Origin of the sequence: Mycobacterium sp. OAS707 (genome assembly GCF_014873705.1) — a bacterium.
Lineage (GTDB): Bacteria > Actinomycetota > Actinomycetes > Mycobacteriales > Mycobacteriaceae > Mycobacterium.
Map to the genome: position 1 here is coordinate 1,672,902 of NZ_JADBDS010000001.1, position 15,492 is coordinate 1,688,393.

Below are 15,492 nucleotides of genomic sequence, written 5' to 3' on the forward strand. Positions count from 1 at the left end.
ATGCCCATTCACGTATACGACACGCTGATCGTCGGTGCCGGCTTCACCGGCGTAGGCGCAGCGATCAAGCTGACCGAAGCGGGCGTCGACGACTTCGTCATCCTCGAGCGCGCCGACCGCGTCGGCGGAACCTGGCGCGACAACACCTATCCCGGTGCCGCCTGCGACATCCCCTCGCTTTTGTATTCGTTCTCGTTCGTCCACAACCCGGCCTGGTCTCGCGCCTACTCACCGGCCGACGAGATCTGCAAGCACATCGAGGACACGGTGTCCGACTTCGGCCTTGAACCCAAGATCCAGTTCGGGGTCGAGGTCAACGCGCTGGAATTCGACGAAACCCAAGGCCTGTGGACAGTAAAGGCGAACGGGCGCAACAGCTTCCGGGCTCGCACCGTCGTGCTGGCGTCGGGTCCGTTACCCGACCATGACTGGCCGGCGATCCGCGGCCTGGACACCTACGAGGGTCACAAGATCCACAGCGCCCGTTGGGATCACACCTACGACTTCACCGGCAAGCGGGTCGCGGTCATCGGAACCGGCGCTAGCGCGGTGCAGATCATCCCCGAACTCGTCAAGGAGGCGCAGTTCGTCAAGGTCTTCCAGCGCACACCGGGCTGGGTGCTGCCAAGGCTCGACCTGGCCACGCCCGCCAAAGCTCAGGAACTGTTCGCGAAAGTGCCTGCGGTACAACAACTCGCGCGACAAGCCCTGTTCTGGGGACACGAGATCTCGGCGACGGCACTGGTGTGGGACACTCCGCTGACGGGGCTGGTGGCCAGGCTCGGCAAGGCCCACCTACGCCGCCAGGTCAAGGACCCATGGCTGCGGCGCCAGCTCACACCCGACTTCACGCCGGGGTGCAAGCGGATGCTGATCTCCAGCGACTACTACCCCGCGTTGCAGCGTGACAACTGCAAGCTCATCGACTGGCCGATCGCCACGATGAGCCCGGCCGGAATCCGCACCAGCGACGGCATCGAGCATCACGTCGACTGCGTCGTCTTCGCCACCGGCTACGACGTGCATCTGACGGGGCCGCCGTATCCGGTCACCGGAATCGGTGGCCGGTCCCTGGCGCAGGAGTGGGCCGGCGGAGCACAGGCGTACAAGAGCATCAACGCGCACGGCTACCCGAACCTGTTCTTCATGACGGGGCCCAACTCCGGTCCTGGCCACAACTCGCTGCTGGTCTATGTCGAGGGACAGCTCGACTACGCCGTGCGTGCCATCACCACGATTCTCAATGAGAATCTGCGCTATCTCGATGTGCGCGCGGACGTGCAGCTGCGCTACAACGACCGCATTCAGAAGCGGCTGGCCAAGACGACATGGATGTCGGGCTGCAGCAGCTGGTACCTGACCGCCGACGGATTCAACGCCGCGATGTATCCCGGCTTTGCCACGCAGTATCTTCGACAGATGCGGGACTTCCGGTTCGGTGACTACGAGGCGGTCGCGCACGACGCGATCGGTGCCCGCGTACAAGCATGACCACCAGGCCGGACGCGTCGTCGCGCAAGCCGCGGCAGCAGTCCGGTGCGATTTCCACGGTGCTGACAAACCTTCGCCGCCGGGTCCAGCGCGGCTCACGCGACGTCATCGAGACGGCGGTAGCGCAGTTGTTCGACGCCGCCGTCCACCCGCACGGGGTCGCCGCGTCGGGCGAATACCGCATCGATGACCTGGCCCGGCTGGCGGGCACGACGACCCGCAACATCCGCGTGTATCGCGATCGCGGGTTGCTGCACCCTCCGCTGCGCGTCGGCAGGCTGGCCCTGTTCAACGACACGCATCTGACCCGGTTGCGGCTGATCACGTCGCTGCTGGACCGCGGCTACAACATCGCCCACGTCAATGAGATGCTCAGCGCCTGGGAGCAGGGCAAGGATCTGGGCTCGGTGCTCGGGCTGGAGTCGGCGATCGCGGGCACCTGGGCGGCGGAGAAGCCGCAGACGATGACGGTCGTCGACGCGCGTCGGCTGATCGACGACGACGCCGCGTTCGACCGGCTGGTCGGGGCTGGGTTGATTCGGCTCGAGGATGACGACGCAATCGTGGTGCGGCCCAAGCTGATCGAGGCGTTCAACGACATCCGCGAGTACGGGGTGTCCATCGACAAGCTCATCGACATCCACGAACAGGTGCTGCCTCTGGTCGACCAGATCAGTGCGATCCTGGTGCAGGCGGGCCTCGAGCACGTGCAGGATCGGATCAAACCCGGCGTAGGACTGCCCGACGACACCGAGGTCGCCGAGTTGATCACGATGCTGGTGCGGTTCCGGACGCAGGCGGTGGCGGCGGTCACCGCGACGCTGGCGTCGTCCATCGAGTCGACGATCGAGGAACTGGTCAGCCGCATCCTCGCCGACTATGTCGCGGCGGCGCCCGACGCGGACGCGTAGCAGCCTGGTCGAAGCACCTCCGATGATGGGGTCGGTCAGCTTAGGGCGAACGCGGCGCTGAGGTGCACAAATCCTGGTTAGCGTTGGCCACATGATCGTCACGCAGGAGGTCACCTACGACGTCGACGGTCTGACGATGGTGGCCCACTTGGCACGGCCAGACGGCAAGGGTCCCTGGCCGACAGTGCTCATCGGACACGATGGAATCGGTCTAGATGACTATCAACGCGGCCGCGCCGACGACCTCGCCAAGCACGGCTACCTCGCCCTCGCGATGGATTACCACGCTGGCCGGACGTTCTTCGGCGACCCGCAAGCGATGTTGGCGCGGGTTATGCCCCTGATGGCTGACCCCACCCGCATGCACGCCATCGGCCGTGCTGCGCTCGACGTTCTACTCGCTGTACCCGGCGCAGACCACGACCGGCTCGCAGCGCTCGGATACGGTGCCGGTGGCCGGATCGTGCTCGAACTTGCCAGCGCGAGAGTGCCATTCAAGGCAGTCGCCGTGATCCATCCGGGCCTGCCAGCCGCGCGCGCCGAAGACTGGAACAACGTGGGCGGAGCCTACTTGCTATGCACAGGCTCCGAGGACCCCCTCTGCACTCCCGATCAACTGTTCGCGTTCGCCAGTGCGCTTCAGGATGCCGGAGTTGATTGGCGCGTAAACGTTTACGGTGGAGCCAAGCATGCCTTCTGGGCCGCTCCGACGCATCCCGACGGTTCATTGACCGGTGGCACCACCCACGTCGTCGCCACCGTGCCCGGCGTCGGTCATCACGCTTTGCACGCGACACGGGCCTGGCAGGCGGTGCTAGACCTGCTCGATGAGACAGTTGGAGCTTCGTCCGCGAGCCACTAAGCACTGCACATGGGGCGGGCGACTTTCACAAAGAGAAGTTACTCCCACTCGATGGTGCCGGGCGGCTTGCTGGTGACGTCCAGCACAACCCGGTTCACCTCGGGAACTTCGTTGGTGATGCGTGTGGAGATGCGTTCGAGCACCTCGTAGGGCACCCGCGTCCAGTCGGCGGTCATCGCGTCCTCGCTGGACACCGGACGCAGCACGATCGGGTGGCCGTAGGTGCGGCCGTCGCCCTGCACGCCGACCGACCGGATGTCGGCCAGCAGCACCACCGGGCACTGCCAGATCTGGTTGTCCAGGCCCGCCGCGGTCAACTCCTCGCGGGCAATCGAGTCCGCGCGGCGCAGCGTGTCCAGCCGGGCGGCAGTGACCTCGCCGACGATCCGGATGCCGAGACCGGGCCCCGGAAATGGTTGGCGCGCAACGATTTCCTCGGGCAGACCAAGTTCGCGGCCCACCGCGCGCACCTCGTCCTTGAACAGCAGCCGCAGCGGCTCGACGAGTTTGAACTTCAGATCGTCGGGAAGCCCGCCGACGTTGTGGTGGCTCTTGATGTTGGCCGCGCCTGTGCCGCCGCCGGATTCGACGACGTCCGGATAAAGGGTGCCCTGCACCAGAAACTCGACGTCAGAACCGCTGTCACCCACGATGTCTCGGACAGCACCCTCGAACGCGCGGATGAACTGGCGGCCGATGATCTTGCGCTTGCCCTCCGGGTTGGTGACCCCGGCCAGCGCTTCGAGGAACCGGTCGGCGACGTCGACAGTCACCAGGTTGGCCCCGGTGGCGGCGACGAAATCACGCTGCACCTGTGCGCGTTCGCCCGCACGAAGCAGGCCGTGGTCGACGAAGACGCAGGTCAACCGATCGCCAATGGCGCGCTGAACCAACGCTGCGGCCACGGCGGAGTCCACGCCGCCCGACAGTCCGCAGATAGCCCTGCCGTTGCCGATCTGGTTGCGCACCTGCTCGACCAGCGAGTCAGCGATGTTGGCCGGCGTCCAGGACGAGTCGATACCCGCGAACTCGTGCAGGAACCGGCTGAGCACCTGCTGTCCGTGCGGCGTGTGCATCACCTCGGGGTGATATTGCACACCCGCCAGGCGCCGCTCCCGGTTCTCGAACGCCGCCACCGGGGCGCCGGCGCTGGTGGCCACCACATCGAACCCATCGGGAGCGGCGGTGACGGCGTCGCCATGACTCATCCACACCGGTTGGGTCGTCGGTAGATCCGAATGCAGCTGTCCCCCAGACACATTCAGGTCGGTACGGCCGTACTCGCTGGTTCCGGTCTTCGCGACCGTTCCGCCGAGTGCCTGTGCCATCGCCTGAAACCCGTAGCAGATGCCGAACACCGGGACCCCGAGGTCGAACATCGCGGGATTCAGTTGCGGCGCGCCGTCGGCGTACACGCTGGCCGGTCCACCCGACAACACGATGGCCTGCGGGTCCTTGTCCTTGATGTCCTCGACGCTGGCGGTGTGCGGGATGACCTCCGAAAACACCCTGGCTTCCCGGACGCGGCGGGCGATGAGCTGCGCGTATTGCGCGCCGAAGTCGACCACCAACACGGGGCGAGGCGATGCTGATTCCACCGACTCAGTCTAGTTGGCTGGGCAAAACGCGCGCCGTGACGTCGACGCTTCAGACATGCAGCGCTGGAAACGGCCCAAAACCCAAGTTGCGCACCACAAACCACACGACCGTCAACGCGAGAACCGTCGGCGCCGACCATCGCAGGTGCTGCCAGCTGCGCACCTGCCTGCCCACCACCCTCCCGTACGTCCACGCCGCGAATGCCCACACCAGCAGTAACACCGCCACCAGACCGAGAGCGTTGTAGTGCGCCGCGGAGGCGAAATCAAGGTGGAGCAGGGAATAGATCATCCGCAGGCTCCCGCAGCCCGGGCAATCTATGCCCAGCAGCGCCTTCGTCGGGCAGACCGGCAGGATCCCGCCGGGGATCGTCGGGTTGGCCGCCCAGATGACGGCGCACCCGCCCGCCGCCGCGGCGGCGACCGCCAACGGCGCAGCAAGCGGGTGGACGTGCATCACGAAACGGACATGTAGCCGGATAGCCCACCGGCGACGGCGAGGACGCCGTAGATGATGAGCCCGATGACGCCTGCCACGGCGCCCCAGATGGCCCACTTCTTGGCGCTGTCGGCGGCGCTTTGGGCCTCGGCGTAGCGACCCTGCACCCACAGCCCCGAAACCTTGCTCGCGTAGAAGATCGACACGACGCCCAGCGGCAGACAGCACAGCAGCGCACACAGGATGCCCCACACGAGGTTGCTGTCCGGCTGTTGCACGGGGTAGCCACCCTGCGGCGCTCCGTACGGCGGCTGTCCATAGGGCGGGGGTCCATAGGGCGGAGGTCCGGACGGCGGCGGTGGGGGCGGCTGATACGTCATGTAGTAAGTCCTTTTTCTAGAACCAACTGGCGTCACGGGTTTGCGAGCGCCGCTGTGAAACCCGCTCAATATAAGGCACCGATTTGCTGTTTGCGTGGTGAATCAAGCCGCCACAGCACCGATACGGCCTCGTCACCGCAGGCCGGTCACGCAGAGACGCCCTCGACGTAGTGGGTGATCATGTCCACCAGCGCGCGTCGCTCACGGCGGGTGTCCACCGGCTCCGACACCACAAGCGTGGCCACCACGAGCCCGCGCAGCGTCGCCCAGATCAGATTGCCGATCGCCGCCGCGTGGCGCGCGTGAAGGCCTTCGCCGATGTGCTTGCCCAACCGGGCCATCGTGGCGCCGAGCGTGGCAAGGTGCGCACTGGCCCCGGTATCCCGCATGGCGCGGGTGGCGATCAGGATCTCCAGCGCCGCCATCGACGTCGGGCTGGAGAACGCCTCCCAAGCCGCGTTGACGACGAATTCTGCTCGGTCACCGACGTTTTCGGCGGCGAGCGGCAGGCCGCGCAGCGCCGCGGTCAGTTCGGCGAAGCCCTTGTCCACGACCGCCATCAGCAGGCCGTCGCGGTCCCCGAAGTGATACTGCACGACACCCCATGTCACCCCGGCCCGCTCGGTGATGTGTTTGGCGCTGGCAGCGGCGAACCCCTCGTCGAGGATGCAGCGAATCGTCTCGTCGATCACCAGTGCGCGGGTGCGCTCGGCACGCAGTTGTGTCACCGCATCACACCGCGGATATGCGCTGCGGGCAGATCACGGGCGGCCAGCAGTCCACTGGGTGCGGTGCACACCGGTTCGATCATGTTGACGGCGCGGGCGGCGGTGGCGATCACGCCGCCTTGGTTGTGGTCGACGCCGGCCAGCCCCACATGTGCGTTGATCTCGACGCCGGGGTCACCCGCGACGGTGACGCGGTGCACGCCAGCGCGACCGTCAGGCGGATACGCCCAGTCCGGTCCTGCGATGTCGGTAAGCCGATTGACGTGCTCCATGGTGATGATGGGCTCCCCGGCACGCACGCCCTCGACTGCGAACCGGACGGCAGCCACTCCACCCGCTGGGACTGTCATCATCGTGCACGCGATCGGCTCTGGAGTCACCCAGGTTTCATGACGCTCGCGAACGTCGTCGAGCTCGACGCCGAGGCACTCGGCGAGACTTTTGACCTGCCCACCCCACAGCGACCTCAGCACCCCTGGCGCGAACATGATCGGGGTGTGATCGGGTGTCGTACCGAATCCCATACTGACGCCGGTGAATTCGGCATCGTCGTAGGTGCCGTAGTCGAAGATCTCCTGCACGGTGATCGCGGTGGCACGCGCCGCCAGACTCAGCGCGGTGTACACCAACGTATCGCCGGAGAAGCCGGGATCGATGCCGTTGATGTACAACGACGTGCCGCCCGCCTCGCATGCGAACTGCAGGGGCTCGCGTAGCCACCCGTCGGCGTACCCGGGCGCGACCAGCCAGACCATGGACGTCCCAACGACATTGGTACCCGCCACGAGGAATCGGGAGATCTCATCGATGGCCTCGCTCGGGCGCATCTCTGCCTGTGACGTGTACACCACGCAGTCCGCACCCAGCGCGACGAGTGCGTCGATGTCGTCGGTCGCCACCACGCCACTCGGCGTCGTCAGTCCGCACAACTCCGCGGCGTCGCGGCCCACCTTCTGCGCGCCGCTGGCGTGCACGCCGACCAGTTCCAGGTCGGGGCGTTCGATGATCGTGCGCAGCGCATGGCGGCCCACGTTTCCGGTGGAGTATTGGATGACTCGTCGCACGTGGATTCCCTAGAGCAGATCGGTGATGGTTTTGAGGCCGGCCTCGTAGAGCACACCGGGCAGCATGCCGCCGTCGATCTCGATGGTGGTGCCGTTGATGAAATCGGCTGCGCCGCTGCACAAGAACACGCAGGTGCGACCGACTTCCGCGGGCTCCCCCGCGCGTCCGAGCGGCACGCTGCGGAAATACTGCGCACCGTCGGGATCGTCCTTGGGCAATACGAAGCTGCGGAAGTTGTCGGTCATCGTCGGGCCGAGGGCCAGCGCGTTGACCCGCACGCGCGGCCCCCACTCCTCGGCCAGCGAACGGGTCAGCTGGTTGAGGCCCGCCTTGGCGGCGCCGTAGGACACCAGCGTCGGTGAACCAGCGGGATGCCCAGCGCCGCTGGAGATGTTGATGATCGACCCGGTGCCGTCCTGTTCGCGCATCTGCCGGTACACCCGAATCGCGAACCACAACGGGCTGATCAGGTTCATTTGGATCGCGAACGAGTGAAACAGCACGGTGCGCTCGAATTCGTCGTCGCTACGTGGCGCGCCCTGGATCTTCGAAACCAACGACGGCACCTCCTCGACGTGCGGGGTAGGTACCGTGCCGCCGGCGTTGTTGACCAGGATGTCGATGCGGCCGTAGGTCGCAACCACCTCGGAGACAAACTCATCGATCGCGCGGTAATCGCCTTGATCGCACGTCATTTGGGCGCAGCGCGACGACCACTCGGGTGTGATGCCCGGCAGCTCGTCGATTTTCGAGCGCGAGCAGCCGATCACGGTGGCGCCTGCACGCAGCAGTTCGTGCGCGATGCCGACGCCAACGCCCCTACTCGTGCCCGTGACGATCGCGATCTTCCCGTCGAGTGCGCCCATTCGCAGAACCATAAAGCACTCAATGTTTTGTCGGAGCGTTTCTCGACTTCGCGGACAGCGCAATTCGCGCAGGGATCGCATGGCGGCGCATTAGCTGGGTTGTGCGACGTCGATGGTGCATCCTTAGCGGTGTGAATGTCGACGCGATCCTGCAGACGATCCCTCCGCTGGCCATCTACCTCATCGTCGGGGCCGTCATCGGCATCGAAAGCCTTGGCATCCCGCTGCCCGGGGAGATCGTGCTCGTCAGTGCCGCCCTGCTGGCATCCCGTCATACCCTCGACATCAGCCCGGTGGCCGTCGGCGCGTCCGCCACGATCGGAGCCATCATCGGCGACACGATCGGGTACTCGATCGGTCACCGGTACGGCATGTCGCTGTTCGAACGCCTCGGCAACCGCTTCCCCAAACACTTCGGCACCGGTCACGTCGCGCTGGCCAAACAGCTGTTCCACCGCTGGGGTGTCTGGGCGGTCTTCTTCGGTCGCTTCATCGCGCTGTTGCGGATCTTGGCAGGCCCGCTCGCCGGCGCGTTGAAGATGCCCTATCCGCGTTTTCTTGCCGCCAATGCCAGCGGCGCGCTGTGCTGGGCCGGCGGCACCACCGCAGTTGTCTACTATCTCGGGCTGGCCGCCGAGAAGTGGCTGTCGAGGTTTTCGTGGATCGCGCTCGTAGTCGCGGTGCTCATCGGTATCGGCATGACGCTGTTGCTGCGCGAACGCACCGCCAAGGCGATCGCCCACCTAGAAGACAAGCACGACTGGGAATCGCTGAAGAAGCACTAAGCCATCTGTTTGTGGTCGGGCAACCCGCCCGTCGCCTCGAACACCACCCGCTTGCCGATCTCGACGGCATGGTCGGCGAAGCGTTCGTAGAACCGGCCGAGCAGCGCGACGTCGACCGCCGAACACACCCCGTCCTGCCACTTGTGATCGATCAGCAGCGTGAACAGGTGGCGGTGTTCGGCGTCGACGGCGTCGTCCTCGGCGCGCAGTTGTACGGCCTTTTCGGGGTCGCGCGAAATCAGCACCTCTCGGGCCATCCGCGCCAATTTCACTGCCCTGTAACCCATCTCGGAGAAACTGGCGCGCACATCATCGGGCAGCGCGCATTCCGGATGCCGCAGCCGGGAGATTCTGGCGACGTGCACCGCCAGCGCGCCCATCCGCTCGACGTCGGCGCCGATGTGGAGCGAACCCACAATCGTCCGCAAGTCACCCGCGACCGGTTGCTGCGTCGCGAGCAGTTTGATCGCGCTTGCCTCGGCCTTTCTGCTCATCGCGACGATGTGCTCATGGTCGGCGATGACCTGCTCGGCCACCGATAGGTCGGCGCCCAGTAGCGCTTCGGTGGCGCGTTCCATCGCGTCGGCGGCCAGCCCGCACATGTCGCCAACTTGCGCGGACAGTGCGGAAAGCTCCTCGTGAAAGGTTGTCCGCATGGTCTGACCTCCGGTCTCAGGGTACTCGCGTAGCAAGTACCCAAGCCGGAGCGACGCAAACCGGTGCGGATCAGTGGCCTTGCTGGGTGCCGAACTGGTTGCGGTTGTCGGTGTGTCCAAATTGGTCGCGTTGCTGCCATGTCGGCGTCGCAGTGACTGTCTGAGTCTCCGTCGCCACCGACGTCTGGACGGTGGTTTGCACTGTCGTCTGCACGTCGGTTTCGGTATTCGTCACCGTGTTGGGAGCGACTGTGACGGTGTCGGTTTCGGAAGCTTGGGCTGCACCACCACCTGACCCGCCCGACGAGTCGTGCTTTTCATGGTGGCCGCCACCTGACGCCGCGGCCGAAGTCGCCGTGGTCGTTGTTGTCGTGGTAGTCGCGGTCGGCGCGGGTGTCGCGCTCGTGCTGCACGCCACCGAGAGCACCCCGGCCGCGACGGCGGTGATGCCGACGCTCAGGGATGCGCGCTTGCGGATATGGGCAGTGATCAACGACAACGGGCTCTCGCTTCCTCGCAAAGTTACGATCGGACAGCGAGATTCATACCTGCCGGCCAGTGACAGGCACCAGAACCGTTACGTAGAGCTGCCTGTCAGCCCGCTGAGCTAACCGGTTCGATGGGCAGCTGGCGCAGCGCCGCAGGCGCGTCGGCTGGCACGACAGGATGTTCCGGCGGAATGGGTGCGAGCCGCTTGTATGGCTGGCCCTGTGCCGGGCGTTGGTCCACCTGACCCTTGTTCGGCCACAGCGACGCCGCCCGTTCGGCCTGCGCGGTGATCGAAAGTGACGGATTCACACCAAGATTCGCAGAAATCGAGGCACCGTCGTGCACCGAGAGCGTCGGGTAGCCGTACACCCGCTGGTACGGGTCGATGACGCCGTGCTCGGGCGTATCGCCGATGGCGGCCCCGCCAAGGAAGTGCGCGGTCAACGGGATGTTGAACAGCTCGCCCCAGGTACCGCCCGCCACGCCATCGATCTTCTTGGCGATCCGACGAGTGACCTCGTTGCCTGCCGGGATCCACGACGGGTTGGGTTGGCCGTGGCCCTGCTTGCTGTCAAGCCGTCGGATGCCGAGCCTGGTGCGCCGCGTGAAGGTGGTGATGGAGTTGTCGAGATGCTGCATCACCAGCGCGATCATCGTGCGCTCGCTCCACCGCCGAGGGTTGAGCAACCGAATCATTCCTCGGGGATCCTCACCGGCCTGCTGGAAGAACTGCTTCCACCGCGGAACGTCAGTCCCCTGCGGCCCGTCGCCGTCGGTCATCAGCGTCTGCAACAGTCCCATCGCGTTCGAGCCCTTGCCATATCGCACCGGCTCGACGTGTGTGTCCGACGTCGGATGGATCGACGAGGTGATCGCGACACCGTGCGTGAGGTCGAGGTCGGGCGCCACGGTGAAGCGGCCCGCACCCACGATCGACTCGGAATTCGTCCGAGTCAGCACGCCGAGCCTGTCGGACAGCTTGGGCAACTTGCCCTTGTCGCGCATCTTGAAAAGCAGCTTCTGCGTGCCCCACGTGCCCGCAGCGAGCACCACATGCGAGGCGGTGTACGTGCGCCGCTTGAGCGGCAGCAAGCCCGTTCTGGCAGTGCGGACCTTCCATGACCCGTCGGACTGCGGCTCGATACCGGTCACAGTGGTCATCGGAATGACCTCTGCCCCAGCTCTTTCCGCGAGCCCGAGGTAATTCTTGACCAACGTGTTCTTGGCGCCGTAGCGGCAGCCCGTCATACAGGAACCGCATTCGATGCATCCGGTGCGGGCTGGCCCGGCGCCACCGAAGTACGGGTCCGGCACGGTTTTGCCCGGCACCTTCTCACCGTCCGGCCCGAAGAACACCCCGACCGGTGTCGGCACGAAGGTGTCACCGACGCCCATGTCGTCGGCGACCTCTTTCATCACGCGGTCGGCGTCGGTGAACGTCGGGTTTTTGACCACGCCGAGCATCCGCTGAGCCTGGTCGTAGTGGGGCATCAACTCGGCGCGCCAGTCGGTGATGTTCTTCCACTGGGGATCGTTGAAGAACGGCTCCGGCGGCACATACAGCGTGTTGGCGTAGTTCAGGGAACCGCCGCCCACGCCGGCGCCTGCCAGGATCATGACGTTGCGCAGCAGATGGATTCGTTGAATGCCGTACATGCCGAGCTTCGGCGCCCACAGGAACTTGCGCAGGTTCCACGAGGTCTTGGCGAAGTCTTCGTCATTGAACCGTCGGCCCGCCTCGAGCACCCCGACGCGATAGCCCTTCTCGGTGAGCCGCAGCGCGGTGACACTTCCCCCGAACCCCGAACCAATGATCAGAACGTCATAGTCAGGTCGCATGCGACCAGTATGGACTTAGCGCTCGCAAAGTTCTAGACAGGGGGGCCTAATTTGTAAAGCGACGCGTCGCCGAGCAGCGGAAATCAGGACCCGACGGTCAGGCCGACCTTCTGGAACTCCTTGAGGTCGCAATAACCGGCCTTCGCCATTGACCGGCGCAGCCCGCCGACCAGGTTCAGCGAGCCGAACGGGTCGTCCGACGGGCCGCCGAGCACCTGCTCGAGCGGCGGCCGCTCACCGATGGCCACCTGCAGCAGCGCGCCGCGCGGCAGCGACGGGTGGGCAGCCGCGGCCGGCCAGAACCAGCCGCCGCCAAGCGCCTCGGCCGCCGTCGCCAGCGGCGTGCCGAGCACCACCGCGTCGGCTCCGCACGCGATGGCCTTGGCCAGGTCGCCGGAAGTGTGGATGTCCCCGTCGGCCAGCACATGCACATAGCGCCCGCCGGTCTCGTCGAGATATTCGCGACGGGCCGCAGCCGCATCGGCGATCGCCGTCGCCATCGGCACGCTGATGCCAAGCACCTCGTCGCTCGTCGTGACGCCGGAGGTCGAACCGTAGCCGACGATCACGCCGGCGGCGCCGGTGCGCATCAGGTGCAGCGCCGTGCGATGGTCGAGCACGCCGCCCGCGACCACCGGCACGTCGAGCTCGGAGATAAAGGTCTTCAGGTTCAGCGGCTCGCCGTCCTGCGCGACGCGTTCGGCCGAAATGATGGTGCCCTGGATGACCAACAAGTCGATGCCCGCGGCGACCAACGCCGGCGTCAGCGACTGCGCGTTCTGCGGACTCACCCGCACCGCTGTCGTCACGCCTGCCTCACGGATCCGCGCGACCGCTGCGCCAAGCAGCTCGGGATCCAGTGGCGCCGAATGCAATTGCTGCAGCAGTCGAATCGACGCCGACGGCTCGGGTTCCTTCTCGGCGGCCTCGAGAACTTGAGCGATCTTCTCCTCGACGTCGGCGTGCCTGCCGATCAACCCTTCGCCGTTGAGCACGCCGAGCCCACCGCATCGCCCGAGTTCGATCGCGAACTCCGGTGAGACCAGCGCGTCGGTCGGATGCGCCACCACCGGGATCTCGAATCGGTACGCGTCCATTTGCCAGGCCGTCGACACATCCTGCGACGACCGCGTGCGCCGCGACGGCACGATGTTGATGTCGCCGAGTTCGTATGTGCGACGGGCGGTTCTGCCCATGCCGATTTCAACCATGTCTCGCATGGGTCATCTCCTCTTCACGCACGCGCACATCAGCGCGCCCACCCTTCAGCGGGCGTAGTAGTTGGGCGCCTCGACGGTCATCGCGACGTCGTGCGGATGGCTCTCTTTCAGGCCCGCCGCGGTGATCTGCACGAACTGCGCCTGCTGCAACTGCTCGATAGTCGCCGAACCGGTATACCCCATGGCCGCGCGCAGGCCGCCGGTGAGCTGGTGGATCACCGTCGACAACGGCCCGCGGAACGGCACCCGGCCCTCGATGCCCTCCGGCACCAGCTTGTCCTCGGAGAGCGCGTCGTCTTGGAAGTAGCGGTCCTTCGAATATGACTTGGCGCCGGCACGGCCCTGCATCGCACCGAGCGAGCCCATGCCGCGGTAGCTCTTGAATTGCTTGCCATTGACGAAGATCAGCTCGCCAGGCGACTCGGCGGTGCCCGCCAGCAGCGAGCCCAGCATCGCAGTGGACGCGCCGGCGGCCAACGCCTTGGCGATGTCGCCGGAGTACTGCAATCCGCCGTCGGCGATGACCGGCACGCCGTGTGGCGCACAGGCGGCGACGGCCTCGAGGATCGCGGTGATCTGGGGTGCGCCAACTCCTGCGACCACGCGCGTGGTGCAGATGGAGCCGGGGCCGACCCCGACCTTCACCGCATCGGCGCCCGCATCGACCAGTGCGGCGGCCGCGGTGCGCGTGGCGACATTGCCACCGATCACCTCGACCCGATCGCCCAGCACCGTCTTGACCCGGTGCACCATCTCGAGCACCGTGCGGTTGTGTGCGTGTGCGGTGTCCACCACAAGTACGTCGACGCCCGCATCCGCCAGGGTCATCGCGCGCGTCCACGCGTCGTCGCCCACACCGACCGCGGCGCCGACCAACAACCGGCCGTCGCTGTCTTTGGTGGACAGCGGGAACTGTTCGGTCTTGACGAAGTCCTTGACGGTGATCAGCCCGGTCAGCTTGCCGTGTCCGTCGACGATCGGCAGCTTCTCAATCTTGTGGCGGCGCAACAGTCCTAGCGCGGCCTCGGCGGAGACGCCGGCCTGCGCGGTGATCAACGGGGCCTTCGTCATCACCTCGGAGACGGGCTTGGACTGGTCGACCTCGAATCGCATATCGCGGTTGGTGATGATGCCGACAAGCGCGCCGTCGGCGTCGACCACCGGCAGCCCGGAAATCCGGAACCGCGCGCACATCGCGTCGACCTCGGCCAGCGTATTGTCCGGCGAGCATGTGACCGGGTCGGTGACCATGCCGGCCTCTGAGCGCTTGACCGTCTCGACCTGGCCGGCCTGCTCTGCGACGGGCAGGTTGCGATGCAGCACACCCATGCCGCCCGCGCGGGCCATCGCGATGGCCATCCTGGACTCGGTGACGGTGTCCATCGCCGAGCTGACCAACGGCACCCGCAGGCGGATCTTTCTGGTGAGCTGGCTGGAGGTGTCGGCCGTGGCGGGCACCACATCTGAAGCGGCGGGCAACAGCAGTACGTCGTCGAACGTGAGCCCGAGCATGGCGACCTTGGTCGGGTCATCGCCGCCGGTCGGCACCGGAACGGCGATGGGAATGCTGCTTTCAGCAATCGACATGGGCGGGCCTTCCCGTGACAAGCACAGTCGTCGAGCTAGACATCCATCTTATCGGCAATGAAGTCACCGCTTCGGCCCCACACTGGCTTGCGGACACGCAGGTAACGAGGTTGCCAACGGCTGGCGCGATGCCAGGGCTGCTGCGTAGTGTGGACTCGTGCGAGATCACCTGCCACCGGGTTTGCCGCCCGATCCGTTCGCCGATGACCCGTGCGACCCCTCGGCGGCGCTTGATGCACTCGAGCCTGGCCAGCCGCTTGACCCGCAGGAGCGGACAGCGGTCGAGGCCGATCTCGCCGATCTGGCGGTCTACGAAGCGCTGTTGGCGCACAAGGGAATTCGTGGTCTCGTGGTGTGCTGCGACGAATGCCAGCAGGACCACTATCACGACTGGGACATGCTGCGCGCCAACCTGCTGCAGCTGTTGGTCGACGGCACCGTACGTCCGCACGAGCCGGCCTACGACCCCGAGCCCGATGCCTACGTGACCTGGGATTACTGCCGCGGCTATGCCGACGCGTCGCTCAACGAAGCCACGTCGGAATCCGACGGTTATCGCTAAGGGCTAAACCCGCT

At 66.1% G+C, this 15,492-nt stretch carries 16 protein-coding genes; 5 read left to right on the forward strand and 11 right to left on the reverse strand.

Translation table 11 applies throughout. From position 1 onward, the window contains the following. The 3 genes from GGC64_RS08280 to GGC64_RS08290 all read left to right on the forward strand — a co-directional run bounded on the left by GGC64_RS08280 (position 1) and on the right by GGC64_RS08290 (position 3,264). Complete coding sequence (locus tag GGC64_RS08280) at positions 1–1,491, forward strand: NAD(P)/FAD-dependent oxidoreductase (protein WP_192721910.1); 1,491 nt, start codon at positions 1–3, stop codon at positions 1,489–1,491. Continuing rightward, the gene (locus GGC64_RS08285; RefSeq protein WP_192721911.1) at positions 1,488–2,402 is read left to right on the forward strand and encodes a MerR family transcriptional regulator; all 915 of its coding nucleotides are present in this window, start codon (positions 1,488–1,490) and stop codon (positions 2,400–2,402) included. The genes GGC64_RS08280 and GGC64_RS08285 overlap by 4 nt, the downstream gene beginning before the upstream one ends. A 91-nt stretch (positions 2,403–2,493) precedes the next feature. Beyond that, the gene (locus tag GGC64_RS08290) at positions 2,494–3,264 is read left to right on the forward strand and encodes a dienelactone hydrolase family protein (protein ID WP_192721912.1); all 771 of its coding nucleotides are present in this window, start codon (positions 2,494–2,496) and stop codon (positions 3,262–3,264) included. A gap of 38 nt (positions 3,265–3,302) precedes the next feature. Here the strand turns inward: GGC64_RS08290 and guaA are convergent, their stop codons facing one another. From guaA to GGC64_RS08320, 6 genes are all read right to left on the reverse strand, one after another. Beyond that, the gene (guaA, locus tag GGC64_RS08295) at positions 3,303–4,862 is read right to left on the reverse strand and encodes a glutamine-hydrolyzing GMP synthase (protein WP_192721913.1); all 1,560 of its coding nucleotides are present in this window, start codon (positions 4,860–4,862) and stop codon (positions 3,303–3,305) included. 49 nt (positions 4,863–4,911) lie between these two features. Continuing rightward, positions 4,912–5,319, reverse strand: a complete 408-nt coding sequence (locus GGC64_RS08300; RefSeq protein WP_192722459.1) for a DUF2752 domain-containing protein — start codon at positions 5,317–5,319, stop codon at positions 4,912–4,914. Next, positions 5,319–5,681, reverse strand: a complete 363-nt coding sequence (locus GGC64_RS08305) for a CD225/dispanin family protein (protein WP_192721914.1) — start codon at positions 5,679–5,681, stop codon at positions 5,319–5,321. Before GGC64_RS08305 ends, GGC64_RS08300 begins: the two co-directional genes overlap by 1 nt. A 146-nt stretch (positions 5,682–5,827) precedes the next feature. Continuing rightward, positions 5,828–6,409 (reverse strand): TetR/AcrR family transcriptional regulator, encoded by a 582-nt coding sequence (locus GGC64_RS08310; protein ID WP_192721915.1) that lies wholly within the window; start codon positions 6,407–6,409, stop codon positions 5,828–5,830. After that, positions 6,406–7,473, reverse strand: a complete 1,068-nt coding sequence (locus GGC64_RS08315) for a dihydrodipicolinate reductase (RefSeq protein WP_192721916.1) — start codon at positions 7,471–7,473, stop codon at positions 6,406–6,408. Before GGC64_RS08315 ends, GGC64_RS08310 begins: the two co-directional genes overlap by 4 nt. Before the next feature lie 9 nt (positions 7,474–7,482). Further along, positions 7,483–8,340 (reverse strand): SDR family NAD(P)-dependent oxidoreductase, encoded by an 858-nt coding sequence (locus GGC64_RS08320; protein WP_192721917.1) that lies wholly within the window; start codon positions 8,338–8,340, stop codon positions 7,483–7,485. Between the two features lie 131 nt (positions 8,341–8,471). On the opposite strand from GGC64_RS08320, the gene GGC64_RS08325 reads away from it, so the two are divergent. Then, positions 8,472–9,125, forward strand: coding sequence for a DedA family protein (locus tag GGC64_RS08325; RefSeq protein WP_192721918.1), 654 nt, complete (start codon positions 8,472–8,474; stop codon positions 9,123–9,125). Here GGC64_RS08325 and phoU read toward each other — a convergent pair. The 5 genes from phoU to guaB all read right to left on the reverse strand — a co-directional run bounded on the left by phoU (position 9,122) and on the right by guaB (position 14,916). Then, on the reverse strand, positions 9,122–9,781 hold the full coding sequence (gene phoU / locus GGC64_RS08330) for a phosphate signaling complex protein PhoU (protein ID WP_192721919.1): 660 nt from the start codon (positions 9,779–9,781) through the stop codon (positions 9,122–9,124). The two genes, GGC64_RS08325 and phoU, sit on opposite strands and share 4 nt — an antisense overlap. Positions 9,782–9,851: 70 nt before the next feature. Continuing rightward, on the reverse strand, positions 9,852–10,280 hold the full coding sequence (locus tag GGC64_RS08335; RefSeq protein WP_192721920.1) for a hypothetical protein: 429 nt from the start codon (positions 10,278–10,280) through the stop codon (positions 9,852–9,854). A 95-nt stretch (positions 10,281–10,375) separates the two neighbouring features. Further along, positions 10,376–12,109 carry an FAD-dependent oxidoreductase gene (locus tag GGC64_RS08340; RefSeq protein WP_192721921.1) on the reverse strand — a complete coding sequence of 578 codons (1,734 nt, stop codon included), beginning with the start codon at positions 12,107–12,109 and terminating at the stop codon, positions 10,376–10,378. Positions 12,110–12,192: 83 nt separating this feature from the next. Continuing rightward, positions 12,193–13,320, reverse strand: a complete 1,128-nt coding sequence (locus GGC64_RS08345) for a GuaB3 family IMP dehydrogenase-related protein (protein ID WP_192722460.1) — start codon at positions 13,318–13,320, stop codon at positions 12,193–12,195. A gap of 54 nt (positions 13,321–13,374) precedes the next feature. Beyond that, positions 13,375–14,916, reverse strand: coding sequence for an IMP dehydrogenase (guaB, locus tag GGC64_RS08350; protein WP_192721922.1), 1,542 nt, complete (start codon positions 14,914–14,916; stop codon positions 13,375–13,377). 157 nt (positions 14,917–15,073) lie between these two features. Here guaB and GGC64_RS08355 point away from each other — a divergent pair, with 157 nt between their 5' ends. After that, complete coding sequence (locus tag GGC64_RS08355) at positions 15,074–15,478, forward strand: DUF5319 domain-containing protein (protein WP_085192450.1); 405 nt, start codon at positions 15,074–15,076, stop codon at positions 15,476–15,478. The last annotated feature ends 14 nt before the right edge of the window (positions 15,479–15,492 follow it).